Annotated in this window: 20 protein-coding genes; 13 read left to right on the top strand and 7 right to left on the bottom strand. The window is 67.5% G+C overall.

Annotated features, from left to right (window positions below; translation table 11 throughout):
• Nucleotides 1-56: 56 nt before the first annotated feature.
• A complete protein-coding gene (sciP, locus tag AC6A67_RS07415; RefSeq protein ID WP_498035910.1) occupies nt 57-332 on the top strand; it encodes a CtrA inhibitor SciP in 276 nt (91 codons plus the stop codon).
• A gap of 200 nt (nt 333-532) precedes the next feature.
• Here the strand turns inward: sciP and AC6A67_RS07410 are convergent, their stop codons facing one another.
• The 3 genes from AC6A67_RS07410 to AC6A67_RS07400 form a co-directional block, all read right to left on the bottom strand.
• Nucleotides 533-1,543 (bottom strand): class I SAM-dependent methyltransferase, encoded by a 1,011-nt coding sequence (locus tag AC6A67_RS07410; protein ID WP_498035909.1) that lies wholly within the window; start codon nt 1,541-1,543, stop codon nt 533-535.
• Nucleotides 1,540-2,517: a lysylphosphatidylglycerol synthase transmembrane domain-containing protein gene (locus tag AC6A67_RS07405; RefSeq protein ID WP_498035908.1), complete on the bottom strand. Its 978-nt coding sequence runs from the start codon at nt 2,515-2,517 to the stop codon at nt 1,540-1,542. Before AC6A67_RS07405 ends, AC6A67_RS07410 begins: the two co-directional genes overlap by 4 nt.
• 381 nt (nt 2,518-2,898) lie before the next feature.
• Entirely contained in the window at nt 2,899-3,279 is a 381-nt protein-coding gene (locus AC6A67_RS07400; RefSeq protein ID WP_498035907.1) for a flagellar export protein FliJ, read from the bottom strand.
• A gap of 554 nt (nt 3,280-3,833) precedes the next feature.
• On the opposite strand from AC6A67_RS07400, the gene ctrA reads away from it, so the two are divergent.
• Entirely contained in the window at nt 3,834-4,532 is a 699-nt protein-coding gene (gene ctrA / locus AC6A67_RS07395) for a response regulator transcription factor CtrA (protein ID WP_498035906.1), read from the top strand.
• Nucleotides 4,533-4,677: 145 nt separating this feature from the next.
• Here the strand turns inward: ctrA and chpT are convergent, their stop codons facing one another.
• On the bottom strand, nt 4,678-5,313 hold the full coding sequence (chpT, locus tag AC6A67_RS07390) for a histidine phosphotransferase ChpT (protein WP_498035905.1): 636 nt from the start codon (nt 5,311-5,313) through the stop codon (nt 4,678-4,680).
• Between the two features lie 487 nt (nt 5,314-5,800).
• Here chpT and AC6A67_RS07385 point away from each other — a divergent pair, with 487 nt between their 5' ends.
• The 3 genes from AC6A67_RS07385 (at nt 5,801) to AC6A67_RS07375 (ending at nt 9,227) form a co-directional block, all read left to right on the top strand.
• Nucleotides 5,801-6,685 (top strand): 3'(2'),5'-bisphosphate nucleotidase CysQ family protein, encoded by an 885-nt coding sequence (locus tag AC6A67_RS07385; RefSeq protein ID WP_498035904.1) that lies wholly within the window; start codon nt 5,801-5,803, stop codon nt 6,683-6,685.
• Nucleotides 6,686-7,007: 322 nt separating this feature from the next.
• Nucleotides 7,008-7,580 (top strand): DUF1134 domain-containing protein, encoded by a 573-nt coding sequence (locus tag AC6A67_RS07380; RefSeq protein ID WP_498035903.1) that lies wholly within the window; start codon nt 7,008-7,010, stop codon nt 7,578-7,580.
• Nucleotides 7,581-8,129: 549 nt separating this feature from the next.
• Complete coding sequence (locus AC6A67_RS07375) at nt 8,130-9,227, top strand: hypothetical protein (protein ID WP_498035902.1); 1,098 nt, start codon at nt 8,130-8,132, stop codon at nt 9,225-9,227.
• 113 nt (nt 9,228-9,340) lie between these two features.
• Here the strand turns inward: AC6A67_RS07375 and AC6A67_RS07370 are convergent, their stop codons facing one another.
• Entirely contained in the window at nt 9,341-11,236 is a 1,896-nt protein-coding gene (locus AC6A67_RS07370) for an acyl-CoA synthetase (RefSeq protein ID WP_498035901.1), read from the bottom strand.
• 26 nt (nt 11,237-11,262) lie between these two features.
• On the opposite strand from AC6A67_RS07370, the gene AC6A67_RS07365 reads away from it, so the two are divergent.
• The 8 genes from AC6A67_RS07365 to AC6A67_RS07330 all read left to right on the top strand — a co-directional run bounded on the left by AC6A67_RS07365 (nt 11,263) and on the right by AC6A67_RS07330 (nt 22,601).
• Nucleotides 11,263-12,207 (top strand): urease accessory protein UreE, encoded by a 945-nt coding sequence (locus AC6A67_RS07365; RefSeq protein ID WP_498035900.1) that lies wholly within the window; start codon nt 11,263-11,265, stop codon nt 12,205-12,207.
• Nucleotides 12,208-12,721: 514 nt separating this feature from the next.
• Entirely contained in the window at nt 12,722-16,030 is a 3,309-nt protein-coding gene (locus AC6A67_RS07360; RefSeq protein ID WP_498035899.1) for a carboxyl transferase domain-containing protein, read from the top strand.
• A gap of 271 nt (nt 16,031-16,301) precedes the next feature.
• On the top strand, nt 16,302-16,451 hold the full coding sequence (locus AC6A67_RS07355) for a hypothetical protein (RefSeq protein WP_498035898.1): 150 nt from the start codon (nt 16,302-16,304) through the stop codon (nt 16,449-16,451).
• Nucleotides 16,452-16,713: 262 nt separating this feature from the next.
• The gene (locus tag AC6A67_RS07350; RefSeq protein WP_498035897.1) at nt 16,714-17,742 is read left to right on the top strand and encodes an NUDIX hydrolase; all 1,029 of its coding nucleotides are present in this window, start codon (nt 16,714-16,716) and stop codon (nt 17,740-17,742) included.
• Between the two features lie 58 nt (nt 17,743-17,800).
• The gene (gene nadA / locus AC6A67_RS07345) at nt 17,801-18,844 is read left to right on the top strand and encodes a quinolinate synthase NadA (protein ID WP_498035896.1); all 1,044 of its coding nucleotides are present in this window, start codon (nt 17,801-17,803) and stop codon (nt 18,842-18,844) included.
• A gap of 6 nt (nt 18,845-18,850) precedes the next feature.
• Nucleotides 18,851-20,629, top strand: a complete 1,779-nt coding sequence (locus tag AC6A67_RS07340) for an L-aspartate oxidase (protein WP_498035895.1) — start codon at nt 18,851-18,853, stop codon at nt 20,627-20,629.
• Nucleotides 20,629-21,531 carry a carboxylating nicotinate-nucleotide diphosphorylase gene (gene nadC, locus AC6A67_RS07335; protein WP_498035894.1) on the top strand — a complete coding sequence of 301 codons (903 nt, stop codon included), beginning with the start codon at nt 20,629-20,631 and terminating at the stop codon, nt 21,529-21,531. Before AC6A67_RS07340 ends, nadC begins: the two co-directional genes overlap by 1 nt.
• A gap of 191 nt (nt 21,532-21,722) precedes the next feature.
• Complete coding sequence (locus AC6A67_RS07330; RefSeq protein WP_498035893.1) at nt 21,723-22,601, top strand: alpha/beta hydrolase; 879 nt, start codon at nt 21,723-21,725, stop codon at nt 22,599-22,601.
• Here AC6A67_RS07330 and dcm read toward each other — a convergent pair.
• Together dcm and AC6A67_RS07320 are read right to left on the bottom strand one after the other, a co-directional pair.
• Nucleotides 22,579-23,817 carry a DNA (cytosine-5-)-methyltransferase gene (dcm, locus tag AC6A67_RS07325; protein WP_498035892.1) on the bottom strand — a complete coding sequence of 413 codons (1,239 nt, stop codon included), beginning with the start codon at nt 23,815-23,817 and terminating at the stop codon, nt 22,579-22,581. The genes AC6A67_RS07330 and dcm overlap by 23 nt on opposite strands.
• A 101-nt stretch (nt 23,818-23,918) precedes the next feature.
• On the bottom strand, nt 23,919-24,086 hold the full coding sequence (locus AC6A67_RS07320; RefSeq protein WP_498035891.1) for a hypothetical protein: 168 nt from the start codon (nt 24,084-24,086) through the stop codon (nt 23,919-23,921).
• Nucleotides 24,087-24,705: the final 619 nt, after the last annotated feature.

The following is a 24,705-nucleotide window of genomic DNA, read 5'->3' as shown; positions in this document are numbered from 1 at the left end:
AGCCACGCATGCCATTGTGCCTCATCGGCATGGATCATTGAGTGTATGAGCGTACCATGAGCGAAACCCACCGCCCGAGGGTCAAATACGTGATCGGGCCAGACGGCAGTCCGCTAACCATCGCAGACTTGCCGCCTCCGGACACCAGACGCTGGGTCATCCGCCGCAAGGCGGAAGTCGTGGCCGCCGTGCGCGGCGGCCTCCTGAGCCTTGAAGAGGCCTGCAACCGATATACGCTGACGGTCGAGGAATTCCTCAGCTGGCAGATGTCGATCGATCAGCATGGTCTGGCGGGACTGCGCACCACGCGCATCCAGCTCTACAGGCAATGAGCAGCCACAGCATCAGACCGGACCTCGCGTCCCGTCTGGTGCTGTCGCACATTTCAGGGCATGGCTGATCCCCAGACCTGCCCCGCAAGCGCGCCGCCCCGGCGCCGTGTCCGCCTCCAGGCCGCCGCAGGGCGGCTTTTTCTTTGGCGCCCGCCCCATGGCTGGCGGTCATCGCCCCCAGCCTCCTGCGACAATGCTGATCAGCCGGCAGGCGCCGCGCGCTTGCACAGCCACAGGCTGGTCTCCAGCGCCCCATCAGCGAGCGGCAGAAAACCTGTCGCCGCCGTCACCTCATCGGCGAGGCGAAGGTTGGCCCACTGGCTGGCGAACACCAGTTCATAGCCGCCGCCCTGCAACAGCGCGCCGACCACGCCCTGCTCATTATAGCCGCGCCAGGTCCAGCTGGCCGGATACGGCTCCGGCAGGAAAATATCGTGAATGTGGACGTAGACCCCCGCGGGCAGGCGCGGCAGCACGTCGAGAAACAGCACGTCGACATCGCTGCCAGGCATGGCGATGTGGCTGGAATCGATGAACAGGATGTCGCCAGCCTGCAAGTCCGCGAAAAGGGAACGATCGACGGTCTCGGCCAGCGCCGCCACATGGGTCACGCCGGTCTCGGCCAGCGTGGCGCGCGGCGAAGGATCAATGGCCAGCAGCCGTGACGGCGGCGCCTGCATGTCGGCGAGCGCCCGCGCCATGAAGCGCGTCGAATGGCCGGAGCCGATCTCGACGATGCGCTGCGGCCCGAGCCGCCGCACCATGGCGTATGCGACGGCGGCGTCGAGCCGCGGAAACCAGCTCTGGCCCCAGCGCAGCGAGGGCCCGGACGGCGGGATGGCGCGCAAGTCCTGTCGCAGGCGGACAATGTCGCCCAGCACCTCGCGCATGCGCGGAGCCGCCGCCGAGAAGATCGGCTCCAGCGCTGCATAGGCCGGGCGGGCGTCGGGACGGGCGTGGCGGTAAGGGATGAACCAGCCGCCCCCCGGCTTGCCGGCGAGCGCGCGCAGGCCGAGCTTCAGCCGGCGCCAGCGCTTGTCGAGATCCTGCCCGAACAGGGCGCGCAGCGGTCGCAACAATTGCCGCCCCGCCTGGGCGCGCCAGGCGGCGATCGCCGCGACGCTGGCGTCAGCGCCGCGCGCCACGTCGATACTGTCGGTCTCATGCGAAGCCGGCGGCGCGCCTTCGCCAGGTCGGTCCGGCCTGTTCAACCGGTCTTCCCGTCCGTGTCGCGACCGGCGGAGGCCAGCCGCTCCTGCATCACCTTCGACAGGCGCGAGCGCTCAAACAGCACCACCACGATCAGCGAGAAGGCCAGCGGGATCAGCAGATACAGCAGGCGGAACACCAGCAGCGCGGCGATGACGTCGGCTTTGGGCACGCCAGGCATGGCCATCAGGAACACCGCCTCGAGCACGCCAATGCCGCCGGGGGCGTTGGAGATCAGCGCGGCGCAGAATGAGGCGACGAACACCCCGAGCACGATGAAGAAGCCGGGGTTATGGGCGTCTGGCAGGGCGAAATAGATGATGCCGGCGGCGCCAATCAGCTCCAGCGGCGCGGCGAACAGCTGGCGGATGACGATCGGCATGCGCGGATAGACGATCGAGAAACTGCCGATCTGCAGCGGCCGGAATTCCTTCCACGAGCCATAAACGTAAAGCGCCACCAGCAGCAGCAGGAACACGCCGGCCCCAAAGGCCCAGCTCTGCGGCACGTCGAACAGGCGCTGGATGATATCTGGCTCGCCCACCAGCACGAGGCCGCCCAGCACCACCGCGCCAAAGCCAAAGGTGAAGGAGCACAAGGCGACAAGCACGCCGACCTCGGCGAGGCTCAGCCCCATGGCGCCATAAGCGCGCAGCCGCACCATGGCGCCGGAGAACACCGAGGCGCCAATATTGTGCGACAGGGCGTAAGTAGTGAACGACACCAGCGAGATCGCCGGCCACGGCAGATGCTTGCCAAGATGTAGCAGCGCGATGCGGTCGTACCAGGCCAGCGCGCCATAGGCGAGAATGGTGGCGGCGATCGCCCCCAGCCAGTTCTTCAGCGGAATGGCCCCGAGCGCGCCGGACACGTCGGCCAGCGACAGCCCGGACAGCTCGCGATACAGCAGCCAGCCAGAAAACACGACGGCGCAAAGGCCGATAACGGGCCAGATATAATCAGCGTATTTTTTCATCACCAAGCGGCCCGTGCGCGCGGATTGCCAGGGTGCTGCCTGTCGCAGGCGGTGCGCGTCGCCCTGGGTGTGCCCTGGCCGCGCCCGCGCCGCAAGTTGGCGATTAACCGCGCTGCCCCTGAAATAGGCGAGTTTCAGTGTGTCGCAAGGCAAAAATCGTGCGGAGGCGGACGCGGCGGCCACATCCGCTGTGACGGCGCCTGCGCAGCACGCGGGTCTGGACGCCCAGATGCGGCGAGCCCCGCGCTTGGAGCGCGGAGTTGTGGAGCGCGGGGCTATTACGACAGAATCGCATCGTGGCCGTTGCAAGGGACCACGGCGGCGAACCGCCCCGGCCTACCTGACCGCAGCCGGCTCAGCGCGCCAGAATGGTCAGCCTGATCAGGCGCCGATGCGGCTGGCGCGGGCCGGGCCGGGACGCCAGTCGTCGGCGCGTTCCCGGTCGTCCATGGCTTCGACGCCCTTCAGCTCCTCCAGCGCCTCGTCAAGCTCGGCGCGGGCGTCGTGCAGCTGGCCTTTCAGCTCGCCCGCCGAACGCAGCAAATTGTCCCGGCGTGAGCGGGAGGCTGCGGCATAGGTCGAATAGGCGAAGTGCTCCGGGTCGGTGATGCCGGTGCGGGCCTCTTCCTGTTCGATTTCCCGCTCAAGTTCGGTCGCCATGCGCTCGAACTCAGCAGCCATCATCTCAATCTGCATCACCCGACGGCGTTTGCCATCGGCCTGAAAGCGCTTGAGCCGCAGCAATGTATCCCGCGATTTCATGAGCGTTCGTGGCTCCCCGTCCAAGGCCGGCGACAACACGCCAGAACGCTCTGGCGACAGCCGTGCTGGCCTGCGCCAATATTCGTCTGGCCCGCAGGCCGGCATCCGGTCGCCTGGGGGTTGCGCCACCGGCGCCAAACCTGTGGCCACATTGCCTCGGGAAGGTTGAGCCTTCCTTACCGTTGTACACCCCTGTCCACACGGCGCCCGCAATTGGCGCCTGTTGGCAATGATTTGTTTACCATTGACCACCAGATTTGCAGATGTCGGCGACACACCGCCCTCAATGCAGAGGGGGAGTCGCCAGAATCACTTGCAACGATTCGTTAAACCAGTCCGTTAACGGCGGCGGCGGCGGGATAATCCAGCCTTCTCAACAGGATGGACACAATTCCGTCACCAATTGGGCGGCGGCTTGCCAGCCTGAATCAGATTTTGTTAACCGTTAACCGTTAGCGTTTCGAATCGGATCGACAGGGCAGTCAGCGCCGCTCATGGCGCGGTCTGCTATCGGGCGCTTATGCCTGTAACCGAGACGACGTTGGGGAGCCGAGATGCGCGTTCTGCTCATTGAAGACGACAGCGCGACTGCGCAGAGCATTGAGCTGATGCTCAAGTCCGAGAGCTTCAATGTCTATGTCACCGATCTCGGTGAGGAAGGCGTCGACCTCGGCAAGCTGTATGACTACGACATCATCCTGCTGGACCTGAACCTGCCGGACATGTCGGGCTATGAGGTGCTGCGCTCGCTGCGTGTCGCCAAGGTCAAAACGCCGATCCTGATCCTGTCCGGCCTTGCCGGCACGGAGGACAAGGTGCGCGGTCTCGGCTTCGGCGCCGACGACTATCTGACCAAGCCGTTCCACAAGGACGAGCTGATCGCCCGCATCCACGCCATCGTGCGGCGCTCGAAGGGCCACGCCCAGTCGGTGATCATCACCGGCGATCTGGTGGTCAATCTCGACGCCAAGACCGTTGAGGTCGGCGGCCAGCGCGTGCATCTGACCGGCAAGGAATATCAGATGCTCGAGCTGCTCAGCCTGCGCAAGGGCACCACGCTGACCAAGGAGATGTTCCTGAACCATCTCTACGGCGGCATGGATGAGCCGGAGCTGAAGATTATCGACGTGTTCATCTGCAAGCTGCGCAAGAAGCTGGCGAACGCCTCTTTCGGCAAAAACTACATCGAAACGGTGTGGGGTCGCGGCTATGTGCTGCGTGAGCCGGCTGGCGAGGAACGCATTTCCGCCTGAGCGAAGACACAGACGACGCGCCGCCGTGGCGGCGCTGGCATGGACGGCGCGGGAGACCGGAAGCGGCACGCTTCAGGCTCGCCGCGTTTTTCGTTTGGGGCGCAGCAGATGGCAGGGCGCGCCGCAGCGCGCCCTCACCAGATCGTCACACCGGCTGCACCGACATGGTCACCACATCGCCATCGATGGCGAAGTTGACGCCCATCTGGGCGGCGCGGGCGATCAGGCCAGTGTAATAGGGCTGGATGGCGTGGGCGTCGACGCTGCCGCTGGCTGGCGCGCCGGCGATCAGCTCCTCGGCATGGGGCGGGATGCGGGCGTTGCGGCCCTGGGCCCGCACCGTGAAGGAAGCGCCGCCATCGCCCACCTCCATGGTCAGCTGGCCGCCACGCGGAATGGCCGTGGCGGCGATCAGCAACACATTCAACATCAATTTTACGCGATTTTTCGGCAGCAGCAGCCGCGGCCCGGTCCACTCCAGCCGCGTCTTGTCGTCGGAAAAGAAATTGCGCGCCACCTGCTCGGCGTCGCCAGTGTCGATCTCCGCCCCGGCCGAGCCGGCGGCGCCAAAAGCGATGCGGCACAATTGCAGCCGGGCCGAGGCCTGGCGGGCGCTTTTGGCGATCAGCTCATGGGCGAACTCGCGCATGGAGGCGTCTTTCTCATCCTCCAGCACTTCCAGGCCGTTGACGATGGCGCCGACGGGGCTGATCACGTCATGGCACACACGGCTGCACAGCAAGGCGGCGAGATCGAGCGCATCAAGACTAACAGCGGTCATATCTATCTCCAGGCGACTGGCGGCGCCGGCGCTGAGGGGCGGAAAGGCAAAGCAGGCCACGCCCGCAAGAACCAGGCTTGTGGCGGCGGCACGGCCCGCCTGCTTACGGGCGATGCGGCGCCGGCGCAACTTCCCGCCGCCAAGGGCCCCACGGGAAAACAATAGCGCGGCGGTCACACGGAAAGCGCCTTATGATTGATGATCACAGCACATTAATGTGCGGGGCGGACGGCAGAAAGCGTCCCCAGACATCATCGAAGCGCCGGGTGGGATGCTGTGGCGCGGCGCCTGGACATTTTCCAGCTATGGCGCGCGCCGCCAGCAGGGCATTCCGCCAGCGCGCCAGCTCCCGTCGGGATCTCCTCATTTGGACCATGCGACTGACGCTCAGCGTCATGCTCTGGACGCTGGCCGAATTCGCGCACGTCCGTTGCGGGATGTGCTACAGGGCGGCGCCAGACTGGCGATCTGCACCAGGGACACTTCCATGACGTCAACAGGCAAACCGGCGGACGGCTTTATCGCGGCCAGCGCCAGAAGCGCGCAACCCGGGCCCGCCTCCGCCATGGATGCGGACGCCCGCGATGCGCTGGCGTTGAGCCTCGCAGCGATCGCCATCGACGCCGGCAGACTGGTGCGCGAGATCACCGCGCGGGGCGTCGTCGCCAGCCACAAGGCCGATGGCAGCGCCTGCACCGACGCCGATGTGGCGGCGGAGCAGCTGATCTTTTCGGCGCTCGCAGCCGCCTGGCCTGAGATTGCCCGTGTCGGCGAGGAAACCGCGCCCGCCCTGCACGGCCCGCTGCCGCGCCTGTTCTTTCTGGTCGATCCGATTGACGGCACCAGCGAATTTGTCGCCGGCGGCGATGGCTTCACGGTGAACATCGCCCTGATCGCCGACGGTGCGCCCATCGCCGGGGTGATCGTCGCCCCCGCCCAGGACCGCGTGTGGCTCGGCGGGGCCCGCGCCGTCATGGCTGAGGCCGTGTTCGCCACGCCATTTGACGCCCTCGCCTTTCGGCCATTGCAGACGCGGCGCGCGCCAGAGCATGGCCTGACGGCGCTGGCCAGCGCCCGCCATGGCGACGCCGAAACCGAACGCTGGCTGGCGACCCGCCCGGTCAGCGCCCGGCTGAACGCCTCCTCGTCCCTGAAGTTCTGCCGCATCGCCGCCGGCGAAGCCGATGTTTATCCGCGCTTTGGCCGCACCATGGAGTGGGACACCGCCGCCGGCCAGGCGGTGCTGGAGGCCGCCGGCGGCGTGGTGCTGACGCCGCAGGGGGCGCCCTTCCGCTATGGCAATAGCAATGGCGATTTCAGCAATAGCCCATTCATCGCCTGGGGAGATCCTGAAGCCGCGGCGCGCGGCTGACGCGCGGCCGACGCGCGGAGGCGCCCGGAGTTACCCCTGTCCAGAACCTCGCCATCGACGGACATATGCCTGCGTCTGCGCCAGCGCGCCTGATAGTTCAGGACGAAATATTCTCGCGCGGCAACCTTTTCTACGTAATTTGACCTGCACACTGGGCCTCGACGGACATGATTCGGCCAGGGAGCGTTGGCAGCATGCTGCATGGACGCCAGCGCCCTGCCCCGAACCGGTCCCACGGACGCGAGCGTCGCCAGGCTCTGCGTGGTCGCCCGTTTCGGGCGGCCCCGGGCGCGCGGCGCTGTCAAACCCGAGGCTAGAGTCTATGAAAGCATTTCTGAGAGTCCTGCTGGTCGCCATGACGGCGCTGCTCGCGGCGCCTGCCTTTGCCCAGGGCCCCCGGATCCAGCAGCATGAGACCTTCCGCCCGGAAGAACTGGTCGACGCCGGTCACAGCTTCTTCGGCTCGGTGTCCAAGGGCATCGCGCTGACCGTGCAGGAGGCTTTCCGTCGCTGGGGCGCCCCCAATGGCTATATTCTCGGCCAGGAAGGCTCGGGCGCCTTCATCGGCGGCCTGCGCTATGGCGAGGGCGTGCTCTACACCCGCAACGCGGGGCAGATGAAGGTGTTCTGGCAGGGGCCGACGGTGGGATTCGACATTGGCGGCGAAGGCGCCCGCACCATGATGCTGGTGTATAATCTGCCATCGACCCACGGCATTTTCACCCGCTTCCTTGGCCTCGACGGTTCGGCCTATTTCATCGGCGGCTTTGGCCTGACGGCGGCGGTGGCCGACAATATGGTGGTGGTGCCGATCCGCGCTGGCGTCGGCGCCCGGCTCGGCGTCAATATCGGCTATCTCAAATTCACCCCCACCGCGACCTGGAACCCCTTCTGAGCAATGCGAAGCGGCCTGGCGCTCCACGTCCTCCCTTCGGGCGCGGCGCCCCTCGTTGCCGATGTTTGCTTGCAAACCAGGCGGCATGCGGCCTGATGGCCCGGCGTCACCCGTCACGCCCGCCGCTGCGGCGCCTGCGACGGCGCCGCTAAACATGGCCTCGATATCGCTCTCGCTCGCGCCTCTTGGTAGCGCCATTTGATAGCGCCTGTCGCCGATCCCTTGGGAGCCCCATGCCAGGCCCTGGTCGCCGCCGCGACCATTGGCTGATGTACAGCGCCGACAGGGCGCTCTATGACGCCCGCAGAACAGGTCTGACCGCCGGGGGGCATGCTTCATGCGCCAGGGTCAACAGGCCAGTGCTTCTTGCCCAAGGCGCCTGCTGGCGTTGTCCGGTCGCTTTCAAACGGTTCGTCGCTCATGGATGAGGCCTTGATGGCAAACGACTGACGGCGCCCTCACGCTGCCGCGCATTGATCGCGCGCCCGCAATGTTGCGTTATGATCGTCACGGCTAACGGCAGGCGAGAATGCTCAGGGGGAGAGGCTGGTGGTTGAGCAGGCCATGTTCTTTGCGCTTGGATTTCTGGTGGCGGGCTTCATCGCGGTTTTGCTCACGCCAGCGCTGAACCAGCGCGCCGAGCGCCTCGCCAACCGCCGCATGCGGGCGCTGTTTCCAGTGTCGCTGGAAGAAATGGGCGCCGAGCGCGACCATTTGCGCGCCGAACACGCGGTGCGCGCCCGCAAGCTTGAGCGCAAGCAGGAGAAGCTGCAGGAAGAGAAAGCCGCCGCCCTGAGCGACGCAGGCAAGCAGCTGTCGTTCGCCAATGGCCTGAAGCGCCAGCTGGACGAGGCGAAGGAACGGCTCGCCTCAATCGAGGCCGCCCATGCCGATCTCAAGTCCGATTACGACCTGAGTTGCGCAGAACTGGCGTCGGTACAGAAGCAGCGCGACGCCGCCCGCCAGGAGGCCTCAGGGCTCAACGCTCGGCGTGAGCGGCTGGAGCGCGAACAGGCGGAGGCGACGCGGCGTATCGACCAACAGCGTGAGGCCATCGCCGAACTTGAAAACCGGCTCTCCGACGCCGAGGCGCTCAGAAAGGCCAACGAACGGCTGACGCACCAGCTTGGCGTCGAACGCGGCACCATCAGCACGTTGCAGGACGCCATCGCCGGCCACCGCGCCAATGCAGCTCGCGCCAGCGAACGCATCGCAATGCTGGAAAAGCGGCGCGATGAGGCGCGGGATATTGGCCGCGCCTCCGATCAGCTTGGATCGGAAATCCGCACATTGCGCGAGCGCCTTAATCGCTCGCAGGAGGAGAATGACGCGCTCAGGCTGCGGCTGGCGGCGGCGCTTGCCAAAGCCGGCGGGGCGCCGCAGCCGGCGCGCGACGCCAGGCAGGCCGCTGACCGCGACAGCTTCATCACCGACGCGCTTGCATTGCTGCAACAGGATCTGTTGCGCTGGGACGAGGCCGACGCCAGCGGTGAGGCGGCGCGCGCGTTGCGCGGACGCATCGTTGACCTCGCCGCCAATATCATGCGGCGATCAACAGCAGCCGAGGCCGGCCCGGCCATGGCGATGACAACGCATGTAACGTCAGCAAAAGGCGACCCGGCCACCGCAGCACGCGGCGCGGGCTGAGCCAGCGCCTCATGCCTGGCTGTGCAGATGCTGACGCATCCGCGACCCGCAAAGCTCAAGCGCCGCGCGAGCGTGAACAGACCCCGATGAGCCATGCTCATCGGGGTCTGGCATCAGTCCGCCACGATCTCATAACGCAATTGCAGCTTGTCGAGCTGGCCCGACAGTTCGGCGACGCGCGCCGGGTCGGCGCCAGCGAGACGCAGCGTCGCCAGCACGCCATGGCGCGGGTGCGGCGCAACCTCCACTGCGATGGCCGCATCGGCGCCCAACACCGCCTCGGCCATGCGACGCAGGGTGGTTTCGGCGGCGAGCAGACGCAATTGCGGCTTGAATATCTTGCCGACGGCAGTGATCGGCATTTGCGGCAGGATAAAAATCTCCGAGGGCACGGCGGCCCGCTCCGGGATCAGCCCGCGCACGAATTCGCGAATCTCCTCCGGATCAGCGTCGGCGCCAGCCTTGAGCTGCACGAAGCCCACGGGCATCTCGCCGGCGTAAGCGTCGGGCCGGCCGACAGCGGCGCCCGATTCCACCGCCGGGTGAGCATGCAGCGCCTCCTCGATCACCACCGGATCAATATTGTGGCCGCTGCGGATGATGATGTCCTTGGCGCGGCCGGTCAGCCAGACATAGCCATCCTCATCCATGCGCCCAAGGTCGCCGGTGTCGAGCCAGCGGCCGCCCTCGCTCCACGCCGGGCGCTGCTCGTTCCCGGCGGGCTGCACCCAGGCTTTGGCGTCCTGCTCCGGGTCAGTGTAGCCGCCAAACACCTGCGGGCCGCGCACCAGCACCACGCCAATCTCATTGGGGGCGCACACCCGCGCCACCTTGCCGTCAGCGATCTCGGCGACGATGACCTCCGAGAACGGCAGGCGGATGCCGATCGAACCTAGCCGGCACTCGCCAGCCCCCGGATTCATGGTGGCGAAGCCGTGGGTCTCGGTCATGCCCCAGCCTTCCATCATCGGCACGCCGAGCTTGCCGGTGACGGCGCGGGCCACTTCTGGCGCAATGCCGGAGCCGCCGCTCTGGGCGATGCGCAGGCTGCTGATGTCATGATCGCCCACCGGCACATTGAGCGCCGCGCCCCAGCTGGTCGGCACCATGCCAATGCCCGTCACCTCAAAGCGGGCGACATGGGCCCACAGATTCTGCACCACCAGCGGGTTGCGATAGCCGGCGGCGGTCATGATCACCACCGTCGCGCCCTGGGTCAGCGGCATCAGCCCGGCGCAGGTGGCGCCGCCGACATGGAATGGCGGCAGGCCATTGAGCAGCACCTGGCCCGGCGCCTGCTCCGGCATCACGCCGATGGCGTTGCTCCAGCTCTGGGCCAGCAGACCGCGCTGGGTGTGGCGCGCCAGCTTGGGGGCGCTGGTGGTGCCGCCGGTATGGAACAGTGACGCAGTGTCGTCGGGGCCGACCTGGCGCTCAAAATCGAGACCATCGCCATTGTGGCGCGCCATTTCGCTGTCGAAATGCAGCGCATCGACCCCGGCGCGGCTGGCCGGCCCGCCGATGCGCATCACCGCGGCGAGGCCAGGGATCTCGTGGCGCACCTGCTCCACCCGCTCCCACACCCCGGGCATCACCTCGGGGTCAGGGCCGATCAGCACCTTGCAGCGGGCGCTGCGCAGCAGGGCGACCAGATGCTCTTTCTCCAGCATGAAATTGATGGGATTGGCGATGCCCGCGACCTGGGCGGCGAAGATCGCCGTAAAGGTCTCGGGCCACACAGGCATCAGCAATGACACGGAATCGGTCGGGCCGACGCCAAGGGCGCGGAACATGTTGGCGGCCTGGTTCAGCTGGCGGCCAAATTCCGCATAGGTGATGTCGCGGGTCTCCTCATCGGGCCGACCTTCGCGCAACAGACGGAACGCCAGGCGTTCAGCGTTGCGGGCGCAGGCGTTTTGCAGCCGTTCGTAGACGCTGCGCTCCGGCACATGCGTCGTGAGCGGCGTGCGCTCGAGCTCTTCCACCTCGGCGAGATTGCGAAGCACCATGGGCGTCTCCCGGCATCATATTTGTTATGCGTTATTCGTTGACCGCCACAACAACAGGAGATGGGCCCGGAATCAAGCAGGCGCCACAAGCCACTGGCGCGTGGGCGCGGCGCGGCCTACTCTGCGCCGCGCTCGCGCGGCCGCGACAGACGTCGCCGGGACGTCAGCGTCAGCGCCGTCAAAAGCTCATCGTCAGGGGTTCAGGATCCGACATGCCACGCGCAACAGCAGTGACCCGTCGCGCCGCCGTCAAGGCAGAGCGCATCACCGACACCATCACCCTTGACCATCGCGCCCGGGCGCTCGGCGCCGGGACCATCGTCGCCGACAGCGGCGCCGCCATCGAGCTGGCGCTGGCCGCGCCGGCGCAGGTCAATGACGGCGACGCCCTGAAGCTGGAAGATGGCGCCCTGGTGCAGGTGCGCGCCGCCGCAGAAGCCGTGCTGGAGATCCGGGCGGAAAACCCGGCCCGCCTGCTGCGCGCCGCGCTGCTGGCGGGCGGCGCCCATGCCGAGGCGCAGGCCGAGGCCGACGTGCTGTATATCCAGGCTGATGAGGCGGTGGCGGAAGCCATCCGCGGCCTCGGCTGCTCGGTGACCGCGACGCAGCGCCCGTTCAGCCCCGAACGCCTCGCCGTGCACGATTGCTGCGGCCATGATCACGGCCACCATCACCACGCGCATGGACATGGACATGGACATGGGCATGGTCACGCACACGACCACGCGCATGATCATGCGGGGGAATGCGGCTGTGGCCATGCCCACAGTCATGGTCACAGCCATGACCATGCGCACGATCACGGGCATCATGGCCATGAGCACGCCCATGGTCACGCGGGCGAGCACGACCACGGCGCCGGCTGCGGCTGCGGCCATGATCATCACGCCCACCATGATCATGCGGACCACAAGCAGACGCATGGCCACGATCACGGCCACAAGCACGGCCATCACGGCCACGATCACTGAGGACCCTCCGGGGCGAACCGCCAGACCAGCTGCGCCGGGACCTTCGGGCTTCCCGGCGTCGTCGTGTCGGACCTCGTCACATGCGCTCGTGATGAGCCCTGCGCCTGTTGCGCAGCATTTGCACTTGATGAGCCCTGCGTCACAGGCATGATAGGCGGGCACGATCGCCGACCGCCCTGCGGCGCGGCGACGCCAAAACAATGAAGGCCGCGCGTCCGTTTGCGACAGCAGCAGGCCAATCTGGGAGCAACGACCGTGAGCCATACAAGGGCAGATCACGCCCCGCCGACAGGGCGCGCACAAAATCCGTCATTCATCGACCGGGCCCTGGCCGCCAGGCGGGCCAGGTCGGCCGTCTGCCCCTGCGGCGCCGCGTCCCGTGCGCCCGCCGTTCGCCTGACCCTCTGAGCGTCGCGACCGCTTACGCCCCTCCGCGCCCTCGCCGCGTGGCGCCCCCTGTTGTGACTGGCCTCCCCGTCGCCTGCGACGGCGCGCCAGCTGATCCGGAAAATCCATGATCTCCCGTTTGCTCATCGCCAATCGCGGCGAAATCGCCATTCGTATCGCCCGCGCCGCCAGCGAGCTTGGCGTGCACGCTGTCGCCATCTATTCCACCGATGAAGAGAACGCGCTGCATGTGCGCAAGGCCGATGAGGCGGTGGCGCTCGAAGGGCGCGGCGCCCGGGCCTATCTCGACATTGCGGCGGTGATCGCTGCAGCGAAGGCGGCCAATTGCGACGGCCTGCATCCCGGCTATGGATTTCTGTCGGAGAATGTCGGCCTCGCCCAGGCCTGCGCCGACAATAACATCACCTTCGTCGGCCCCTCGGTCAGCGGCCTCGGCCTGTTCGGCGACAAGACCGCCGCGCGCGAGCTGGCGCAAAAGGTCGGCGTGCCGGTGATCCCGGGCACCTCTGGCCCGACGACGCTGGAGGAGGTGACGGCGTTTTTCGACAGCCTCGGCGACGGCGCCGCCGTAATGATCAAGGCGGTGGCTGGCGGCGGCGGGCGCGGCATGCGCCCGGTGACGGCGCGCGAGGACCTGGCCGAGGCTTACGCCCGCTGCCAGTCGGAGGCCAAGGCGGCGTTCGGCGATGGCGCGGTCTATGTCGAGCGGCTGATGCGCAACGCCCGTCACATTGAGGTGCAGATCATCGGCGACCGCGCCGGCAATATCTCGCACCTGTATGAGCGTGAATGCACCATCCAGCGTCGCAACCAGAAGGTGATCGAGATTGCGCCGAGCCCGGCGCTGACCCCGGCCCTGCGCGAGCGCATCACCCTCGCCGCCCGTGAACTGGCGGCGGCGGCCAAATACGACAATCTCGGCACCTTTGAATTCCTGCTCGACGCCACGCCAGGGCAGGCCGAACCGTTCTTCGCCTTCATCGAGGCCAATCCGCGCCTGCAAGTCGAGCACACGGTGACCGAGGAGGTGGTGGGCGTCGACCTGGTGCAGGCGCAATTGCGCGTCGCCGGCGGCGCCAGCCTCGCCGACCTCGGGCTGCTGCAGTCGCAAATCCCGGCGCCGCGCGGCTACGCCATCCAGTTGCGCGTCAATATGGAGGCCATCGACGCCAGGGGGAATGTCAAACCCCAGGGCGGCACGCTCAGCGTGTTTGAGCCGCCCTCCGGCCCGGGCGTGCGCGTCGACACCTTTGGCTACGCCGGTTATCGCACCAGCTCGGCGTTTGACTCGCTGCTGGCCAAGCAGATCACCCACAGCAACAGCCCCGACTACACGGCGGCGGTCGCCAAGGCCTATCGCGCCGCCTGCGAGTTCCGCATCGAGGGCGTCGGCACCAACCTGCCCTTCCTCAAGGCGCTGCTGCAGAATGACGCCGTGCGCCGCAATGAGGTGACGACGAAATTCCTCGAGGACAATGTGGCGGAGCTGGCCGCCGGCGCCGCCGCCGACCGCCACCGCGAGCTGTTTTTCGCGGCGAAACAGGAGGCTGCCGCCGAGGCCGGCAAGGCCGAGGTCAAGGCGCCCGAGGGCACCCAGCCGACGAACGTGCCCATGCAGGGCACCATCGTCACCATTGATGTGGCGGTGGGCGATCTGGTGCGCGCCGGCCAGCAGGTGGCGGTGCTCGAAGCCATGAAGATGGAGCATCTGATCACCGCCGCCACTGGCGGCGTGGTGCGAGCCATCGCCGCCGCCCCAGGCGCGACCCTGATGGCCGGCGAGCCTGTGCTGCACATTGAGCCGCAGGATGTGGGCGGCGCCGACGCAGCGGCGGAGGAGGAGATCGATCTCGACTTCATCCGTCCCGACCTTGCCCATGTGCTGGAGCGCCAGGGCAATCTGCTCGACGAGAACCGCCCGCAATCAGTCGAGCGCCGCCGCAAGACCAACCAGCGCACCGCCCGTGAGAACATCGCCCAGCTGGTCGATGAGGGCACCTTCATGGAATATGGCGGCCTCGCCATCGCCGCGCAGCTGCGCCGCCGCTCGCTTGATGATCTGATCATCAACACCCCGGCGGACGGGCTGATCGTCGGCACCGCCTCGATCAATGGCAAGCATTTCGGCGAGAGCGTCGCCCGCTCCATGGTGGTGTCCTACGATTACACCGTGCTGGCCGGCACCCAGGGCAAGCGCAACCACAAGAAGCTGGATCGCGCCCTGCATCTGGCGCAGCAATGGTCGCTGCCGCTGGTGCTCTATGCCGAGGGCGGCGGCGGGCGCCCAGGCGACACCGACAGCGGCGGCCTCACCGGGCTCGACACCACCAGCTTCGTCGAATTCGCCCGCCTGTCCGGCCAGGTGCCGGTGGTCGGCGTGGTTTCCGGCTATTGCTTCGCCGGCAACGCTGCGCTGCTCGGCTGCTGCGACGTGATCATCGCCACGAAGAATTCCTCGATCGGCATGGGCGGCCCGGCGATGATCGAGGGCGGCGGTCTGGGCGTCTATCACCCGGCGGAAGTCGGCCCGGTCTCGGTCCAGGTTCCCAATGGCGTCATCGACGTGCTGGTGGAGGACGAGGTCGAGGCCACTGAAGTGGCGAAGAAATACCTGTCGTACTTCCAGGGCGAGATCAGCGAATGGGACGCCGAGGACCAGCGCCTGCTGCGCCGCGCTATCCCGGAGAACCGCCTGCGCGCCTATGAGGTGCGCGACGTCATCCAGCTGATGGCCGACAAGGGCTCGGTGCTGGAGTTGCGGCCGGAGTTCGGCGTCGGCATCGTCACCGCCTTCGTGCGGATTGAGGGCAAGCCGTTCGGGCTGATCGCCAACAATCCCAAGCACCTCGGCGGCGCCATCGACGCGCCGGCTGGCGACAAGGCGGCGCGGTTCATCCAGCTGTGCGACGCCTTCGACCTGCCGATCATCTCGCTGTGCGACACCCCTGGCTTCATGGTCGGCCCCGAGGCGGAGAAGACCGGCGTGGTGCGCCACGTCTCGCGCATGTTCCTGGCCGGGGCCAACGCCAGCGTGCCGGTGTTCACCGTGGTGCTGCGCAAGGGCTATGGCCTCGGCGCCCAGGGCATGGCGGCCGGCGGCTTTCAGGCGCCGTTCTTCACGGTGGCCTGGCCGACCGGCGAGTTCGGCGGCATGGGGCTGGAAGGTTATGTGCGGCTGGGCTTCCGCAAGGAAATGGAAGCCATCGAAGACCCGGTCGAGCGCGAGGCCTATTACCAGCGCATGGTGGCGAAGAAATATGAGGAGGGCAAAGCCACCTCAATCGCCTCGGTGCTGGAGATCGACAACGTCATCGACCCGGCGGAGACGCGCAAGTGGATCCTGCGCGGCCTCGCCTCGGCCCCGCCGCGCCAGACCCCGGCGGGCGGCAAGCGCGCCTATATCGACGCGTTCTGAGGCGTGGCCTGCGCTGCGCGCCGGCCCGGCGGCGGCAAAGCGCTGACAGGCGCCAGCGGTCGCTGCGCCGCGAAGCGTCAGCTTGTGTATAATATCGGACAGGCTCCTGGTTTCGGGAGCCTGTTTGCGTTTTGACGACATGTCGCCGCCATTCGACCTACGACTTATTGTTACGTGACCCTTCTTTTGAAGCTGGATGTACCTGGGTTCACCTTTGGTTAGGCTGATGCGGCGACAATCAGTGACCAGAGGGTGAACAAGGAGTTCTGACATGACCGGCATGCGAATCCGCGACATCATGCTGGCGGCCGGGGTCATGGCCATGGTCGTCGCGACAATCACGCTGCAACTGTCCATGGCCTCGCAGATGATCAAGCTCGACGGCGATGTGGCCGCCGCCGTGGTCGCCGCCAGCGAGTGAGCCTGCACACGACAACTGGCTGCGACGCCGCTTGGGCCGCCGCCAGCCACGACGACCGCCTCCCGCCATGCGCGCCGTTCCCCGCGCCCGCCTTCCGGCCCCCTGCCCCAGTCCCCCTGCCCCACACACCCGCCTGACCGCCTGCGCCAGATCGCATTTGCCCGACAGCGCATCCCCGCCTGACTTTGCCTCCTGACTTTGTCCGCAGACAATGCGAGAAGAACGCAGCCTCACAGTTGCGCAACCAGGGAGCATCTGGCGCATGACATCCCGCAAGGTCCGGAGCACAATTGACGTCGATGCTGCGGCGAGGCCCGGCGCGGCGCCGGACCCGAACGCGCCCATCGGCTCAACCGCCCAGACCAGCGCGCCGCCCGATCGCAATGTGCTGGTCGATCTGGTCGCCGTGGTGGTGGCGGTGAGCGCCGACGAACCGCGGGTGCTGACGCTGGAGGGCGGCGCCAGCCTGCCCGCCGGGCCCTTCGGCGGCCCGCGCTCGCTGCAGGCCGGCCTGCGCCAGTGGGTGGAGCGCCAGACCCACCACCCGCTCGGCTATGTCGAGCAGCTCTACACCTTCGCCGATCGCGACCGCCAGGGAGCTGATGGCCAGCGGGTGATGTCGATCAGCTATCTGGCGCTGACGCGGGAGCAGGCCAGCGCCAGCCCGGCGGCGGGGCTGTGGCTGAGCTGGTACGCCTGCTTCCCCTGGGAGGACTGGCGCAAGGGCCAGCCCCTGGTGCTGCGCGACATCATCGGACCTGCGCTGTTCGCCTGGGCCGACGCCGCCCCGACCGACGCCATGCGCGCCCAGCGCCGGCGCAGGGCCGCCACCACCTTTGGTCTCGATGGCGCCGCCTGGCACGACGACATGGTGCTGCAGCGCTATGAGCTGTTGCATGAGGCGCAGCTGACGCCGGAATCACGCCGCCACCTCGCCGAAAACGCCCATCCGGCGACGCCGCCCGTGCCCGGCCACGCCATGCAGGGCGATCACCGCCGCATCCTGGCAACCGGCGTCGCCCGGCTGCGCGGCAAGATTCGCTACCGGCCCGTGGTGTTCGAGCTGATGCCGGAAAAGTTTACCCTGCTCGACCTGCAAAAAGCCGTCGAGGCGCTGGCCGGGCGCACCACCCACAAGCAGAACTTTCGCCGGCTTATCGAACAGCAGGAACTCGTTGAAGAAACGAATGAAATGTCGACGGACCGCCCTGGGCGGCCGGCGCGGCTGTTCCGCTTCCGGGAGGAGGTTTTGCTCGAACGCGCCATCGCAGGGACCAAACCGGCGGGTTGACAAGTCTTATACTCAGTTTAAGCATATGTCCGAATTATACTCATTCGGAGCATATGAAATGCCTGCCGCCAGCCTCATCGCGACGCCCCCAGCGGCTGTGCCCGCCCCCGCGCCGACCGCGCCAGGCGCCGCCGCCGCGCCGTTCGATTCCGCCGCGATCTACCAGCGCGTGCGCCGGGTGATTCCGCCGGTGGAATGGGCCGGCTACGCCGATGACGTCGCCGCCATCCACGCGCTGAAGCGCGAGAAAAACGCGGTGATCCTCGCCCACAACTACCAGACGCCAGAGATCTTTCATGGCGTGGCTGACATCGTCGGCGATTCGCTGGCGCTGGCCCGCGAGGCCGCGCGCGTCGACGCCGACGTCATCGTGTTGGCGGGCGTGCACTTCATGGCCGAGACCGCCAAAATGCTGAACCCGGACAAGACGGTGCTGATCCCTGACCTTGAGGCCGGCTGCTCGCTCGCCGACAGCATCACCCCTGAGGACGTCCGGCTGATCCGCCAGAAGCATCCGGGTCTGCCGATCATCACTTACGTCAACACCTCGGCGGCGGTGAAAGCTGAATCCGACATCTGCTGCACCTCGGGCAACGCCCGCAAAATCGTCGAATCCTTCGGCCTGCCCGAAGTGATCATGATCCCGGACGAATATCTCGCCCGCAACATTGCCGCCGAAACCCATGTGAAAATCATCGCCTGGAAAGGCCATTGCGAGGTGCATGAGCGCTTCACCCCCGCCGACGTGCAGGAGATGCGGCGCAGCTGGCCGGGCGTGGTGGTGCTGGCCCATCCCGAGTGCCCGCCGGAAGTGGTGGCGGAGGCGGATTTTTCTGGCTCCACCGCCCACATGTCCGACTGGGTCGGCGCCCACAAGCCGCCGCGCGTCGTGCTGCTCACCGAGTGTTCGATGAGCGACAATGTCGCCGTCAATCATCCCGACGTCGAGTTCGTGCGGCCATGCAACCTCTGCCCGCACATGAAGCGCATCACCCTGCCGGCCATCCGCCGCTGCCTTGAGACCGGCGGCCATGAGGTGACCATTCCCGCCGATATCCTCGAACGCGCCCGCCTGCCGGTCGAGCGCATGCTGCTGGTCTGAGCCGCGATGCCCGCCTCGCTCACGCATTTGGCCGGCCTGCCCGTGATCGTCGGGGCGGGCGCGGCAGGGCTGATGACAGCGCTCAAGCTGGCGCCGCGCCCCTGCGTGCTGATCAGCGCCGCCCCGCTGGGGGCCGCCAGCTCCAGCGTGCTAGCCCAGGGCGGCCTCGCCGCCGCTGTCGGGCCTGACGACGACGTCAGCCTGCACCTCGCCGACACGCTGGCGGCGGGCGATGGCCATTGCGATCCCGACGTCGCCGCCAGCGTCATCGCCGCGGCGCCCGATGCGGTGCGCACGCTGCTGCGCCTTGGCGCCTGCTTCGACCAGCGCCCGCTCTGCGACGACGCGACAGCGGGCGTGATCACCGGGATTGCGGCGCAGTTCGCCACGCTGGCGCTCGGCCTTGAGGCGGCCCACAGCCGCCGCCGCATCCTGCATGCCCACGGCGACGCCAGCGGCGCCGAAGTGGTGCGCGTGCTGGTCAACGCCGTGCGCCGCGCCGCCCATATCACGGTGCTGGAAGGCGTGGCCGCCACGCAAATCCTCACCCGTCATGGCGAAGTCGCCGGCCTTGCGCTCGCTGCCGCCGACGGCCCCGCCGTGCTGGCCAGCCGCCAGATCGTGCTGGCCACCGGCGGCGTCGGTGGCCTTTACCAGGTGACGACCAATCCGCTGACCAGCACCGGGGTCGGCGTGGCGCTGGCGGCGCGCGCCGGCGCCGGCGTCGCTGACATGGAGTTCGTGCAGTTCCACCCCACCGCGCTGGCTGGCGAGGCCGCGGGTGCGCAGGGGCAGGCGACGCTGATCAGCGAGGCGGTGCGCGGCGAAGGCGCGTGGCTGGTCAATGACCTGGGCCAGCGCTTTATGGCGGACATCCCAGGCGCCGAGCTTGCCCCGCGCGATGTGGTGGCCCGCGCCATCTGGCGGCAGCGGGCGGCGGGGCGCGCCACCTTCCTCGACGCCCGCACCCACCCTGGCGCTGGCTTCGCCAGGCGCTTCCCGGCGATCGCCGCGCTCTGCGCCCAGGCCGGGCTCGATCCAGCCCACGACCTGCTGCCGGTGGCGCCCGCCGCGCATTACCACATGGGCGGCGTCATGGTGGATGGTCACGGTCGCAGCAGCCTGCCGGGCCTGTGGGCGTGCGGCGAGGTCGCCTGCACCGGCCTGCACGGCGCCAACCGGCTGGCCAGCAATTCGCTGATCGAGGCGCTGGTATGCGGCGGCCTTGTCGCCGATGACCTGCGCGACGCCGCGCCGCCCCCCGTCCCTCCTTACGCGGCGCCAGACCAGCCGCTGCGCGCCAGTGTGGCGACCATGCCAGCCCGCAAGCACCACTTGGCCGAGGTGCGCCAGATCATGTCCAGCAAGGTCGGGCTGGAGCGCGACGCGGCGGGCCTCGACGCCGCCATCGCCGCTCTCGCGCCCCAGGCCATGGATGCGCGCAACCCCGCCGCCGATGCGGCCCTCGTGGGCCTGCTGATCGCCACAGCGGCGCGCGCCCGTAACGAGAGCCGTGGCGCGCATTTCCGCGCCGACGCCCCGGGCAAGACGGCGCAAACGCAAAGGCGCCCGCTGCGGCTGGACGAACTGGCGCTTCAGGATGAGGCGCCAGCGCGCCGCATGATTGGCCCCGTCGCCACGCCATCGCGCGCAACGCCCGCCGCCGCCACGCGACATGCCTCGCCTGCGCCGGCGCCCGTGCTTGCACCTGCGCCCGTGCTCGTGCCTGCGCCCGCTTTGGCCCCTGCTACCCTCGCCTCCCCTGATCACCGGAAGATCGCCTGATGACCGCCTTGCCCATACCCGCGCCTGTCGTCCCGGCCCCCGCCGGTCTGCCCCAGCTCACCCCGCTGCCACGCGTCATGCTGGAGCCGCTGGTGCGCAGCGCCCTGCTGGAAGACCTCGGCCGCGCCGGCGACATCACCAGCGACGCCATTGTCCCGGCCCATGCCGAGGCGACGCTGGCGCTCAACGCCCGCGACCATGGCGTGCTGGCTGGCGTTGATCTGGCCGTGCTGGCCTTCGCCCTGGTCAACCCGGCCATCCGCGTGCACACGCATCTGCAGGATGGGGCGCGGCTGGCGCCGGGCGACGTCATCGCCACCATCTCGGGGCCGGCGCGCGGCATGCTGACCGCCGAACGCACGGCGCTGAATTTTCTCGGCCATCTCAGCGGCATCGCCAGCGTCACGCATGGCGTCGTCCAGGCCATCGCCGGGCATCACGCCCGGATTGTCTGCACCCGCAAGACCACCCCAGGCCTGCGCGCCGTGGAGAAATATGCGGTGCGGGCCGGCGGCGGCGGCAATCACCGCTTCGGCCTCGATGACGCGGTGCTGATCAAGGACAATCACATCGCCATCGCCGGCGGCGCCGCCGAAGCCATCCGGCGGGTGCGGGCCAGCGTCGGCCACATGGTCAAGGTAGAGGTGGAGGTCGATACGCTGGCGCAATTGCACGAGGTGCTGGCGCTGGGCGTCGACGCCGTGCTGCTCGACAATATGACCCCGGAGCAATTGCGCGAGGCGGTAGCGCTGGTCGACGGGCGGGCGATCACCGAGGCCTCCGGCCGCATCACCGCCAGCACGGCGCCAGCTGTCGCCGCCAGCGGCGTCGATCTGATCTCCATCGGCTGGCTGACCCACAGCGCGCCCGTGCTCGACATCGGCCTCGACTGGCGCGCCTGACGCTACGGCGGTCTGCTTGGCTGGCTGTCGGGCGCATTCAATGCTGCGCAAGGCCTGACCAGCCGCCAGCCGAACGCCCAGGTTTACGGCGGCGGCAGCCTTGCCACCCCCGCGCCCATCGTCTCTTATGATGCAGATGCACGGCTGGGACGCACACCCTCCGGCGAAATTGACACCGGAGGAAAGTCTGCATGGCCAGTGACAAGCTCGCGGCGCTCGTCGCCCAGTTCCGCAAGCGCCCGATGAAGCTGGCTGACGGCGAGAGCGCCAATCGGGTGAAATACGATCGCTTCGCCGATCTGTTCCACCCGGCGGCTGGCGTCGACATCACGCCCTGCGAACTGGGGGGCGTGCCGGGCGAACGCCATGTCGCCGGCCATGGTCCGCTGGTGCTTTATTTGCATGGCGGCGGCTATACGCTGGGTTCGCCGCGCTCGCACCGCCATGTGGCGTCCCGCCTCGCCGCCGATCTGGCCGGCGTCGTCTACGCCATCGACTACCGGCTCGCGCCCGAGGCGCCGTTTCCAGCGGCGGTGGAGGATGCGGTGGCCGCCTGGGAGGCGGTGCAGGATCTGCACCCGGACCGACGCATCGCAGTGATGGGCGATTCCGCCGGCGGTGGCCTCACCTTCGCCACGGCGCTCGCCGCGCGCGACGGTGAGCTGGCGACCCCGTGCTGCCTCGTCGCCGCCAGCCCCTGGGTCGACATGACCGCCTCCAGCTCCAGCTATGAGTTTCTGGCTGGCGTCGATCCCGTTGTGCAGCGACCCGATATCGTCTGGCATTCCTCGCGCTATCTCGATGGCGCCGATCTGCTCAACGGCCTCGCCTCACCGCTGTTCGCTGAACTGAAGAACCTGCCGCCGGTGCTGATCCAGGTGGGGGACCGCGAGGTGCTGTTCGGCGATTCCGTGCGCATGCACCAGCGCCTGATCGCCGCCGGCGTCGATACGGAGCTGGCGGTGTGGAAGGGCATGTTCCACGTCTGGCACTTCTATTGGCCGCAGCTGGAGGAAGGCGCCGCCGCCATCGCCCAGGCCGCCCGCTTCATCGAGCAGCACGCTGGCTGACGCCAGCTTCCGATGCGCCAGTCGCCGGCGCCGCCGGGGCGGTCGCCAGCGCCTGCTCCAGCCACGGCTGCATGGCGCGCGCCAGAAATTCCACCACCGGCGCCACCACCGCATTGCCAAACTGCCGGTAGGCCTGGGTGTCGGAGACTGGAATGCGCCATTGGCGCTCGCCACGCTCAAAGCCCATCAGCCGCGCGCATTCCTGCGGCGTCAGCCGCCGTGGCCGCTTGCCGGGCTGGGCGATGAGAATCTCCGACCCATCCTTGTAATAGCGCGCCGACAAGGTGCGGGCGACGTCGGTCGGACCGAACAGGCTGTAGCCAAAGCCATTGCCGCGCGCCGCATGCTTGTCGCGGTAATTCTGCAAATAGTCCCACAGGCGCGGCGTCAGCGTATATTTGTCATCGACCTGATCATGCGGCAGCAGAATGTCGCCCAGCGTGGGCTGGGTCTGCGGCAGTTCCAGCGCGTTGAGGTCGAAGCCTGTCGGCTCGCGGAAGCCGACGATAAAAATCCGCTCGCGCTTCTGCGGCACCCAATGTTCGGCGCTGATGATGCGGGTCTGCACGTGATAGCCAAGCTCATTGGCCAGCACATTCATGATGGTGGCGAAGGTGCGGCCCTTGTCATGGCTTTTCAGATTCTTGACGTTCTCCAGCACAAAGGCCACCGGACGGTGGTGGGCGATGATCTTCGCCGTATCGAAGAACAGCGTGCCCTGGGTGTCGTCAAGAAAACCATGGGGTCGGCCGAGCGCATTCTTCTTTGACACGCCGGCAATAGAGAATGGCTGGCAGGGAAAGCCGCCAAGCAGCACGTCGAAGTCAGGCACAAGCTCGGGCTCGGCCGAAAATTCCCGGACGTCGCCCGACAGCTCGTGATTGTCGCGGAAATTGATGGCGTAGGTCTTGCGCGCGTTGACATCCCATTCCGAGGTGAACACGCAATGGCCGCCAATGGCCTGAAACCCGATGCGCAGGCCCCCAATTCCAGCGAACAGATCTATAAAGCGAAAACGCGATGGCTGAGGCTCCACGTCGCGACCCGCCTCGTGCAACACCCGCAACGCCAGAGCCGAGGGCTGGGCCTCGCCGGCGACATAGCGCGCGATTGTCCGCTCCGACAGCGCAAGCAACCGCGCCGCCTCGGGCGGGGTGAGGCCAGCGCGCTCACACAATCTGTTGAATTCATTACGCGGCGGCGGTTGGCGCGACATGGGTCATCCCGACGTGTCAGATTTTGACAGACTGTCGTGATTTGACCCAGCGAACAAGCGCAACGCGGGCAAAGCCGCCGATTAATTGTGCGCGACGCGCCTTACTGGATTCGTGGCTGGCCGCCACCCCAGATTTCAAGACCGATCCAGACGATGGCCAGCAACACCAGGCTTGCGATCAGCACATAGAGCACCTGCTTGCCCCAGGAACCTGCCCGGGCCTGCTCGCCGCTCATGGTGACGCGCCCCTTGCGCTTCCAGAACACCATTTCTGTCTCCTTCGCTGCTTCAACCTCAGGCTGTCAGGACAACGCGCCGGGCCACCGGAGCGTTCCCCCCCGGACAGTGCGGCGCCCTGCTGCCCCATTGTCCCGCGCGGCGAAGGGCGACGCGTCAAGATCACGGCCCTCGCCGCCGTCCAGGACGGCTGACGCCAGAGGCACGACGCCATCAGCAGCACCCTGCGAGGAAACGGGGACTGGCTTCACCCAAAATGGGCGGGTGGGCCAAGTTATTGCCGCAACATCGATAATGTGACCCAAACTGTCGCATGTTTGACGATGTCGCCAGCGGAAGCGCCCTAGCCTCAACGCTGCCTGCGCGACTTCGCTGGCTTGCAGCTGGTCGTCGCGTGGGCGGAACCGTCGGGCGCCATCGAGGAGCGGACGTCAGATTCCGCAGTGATCCCGGCGTGATGACACGATGGGAGACGCCAAAATGAAGTGGGTATTATCCGCAGCGGCGACACTACTGGCCATCGCCAGCACCGCTCCCGCACATGCCGAAAAGAAATATGGGCCAGGGGTGACCGACAGCGACATCCGCATCGGCCAGACCTTCGCCTACAGCGGGCCGGCCTCGGCCTATAGCGTCATACCCAAGGCGCAG

The organism is Camelimonas sp. FR25 (assembly GCF_059740505.1).
Note: the sequence above shows the minus strand (reverse complement) of the source record. Positions and strands in the feature narration are given on the sequence as shown.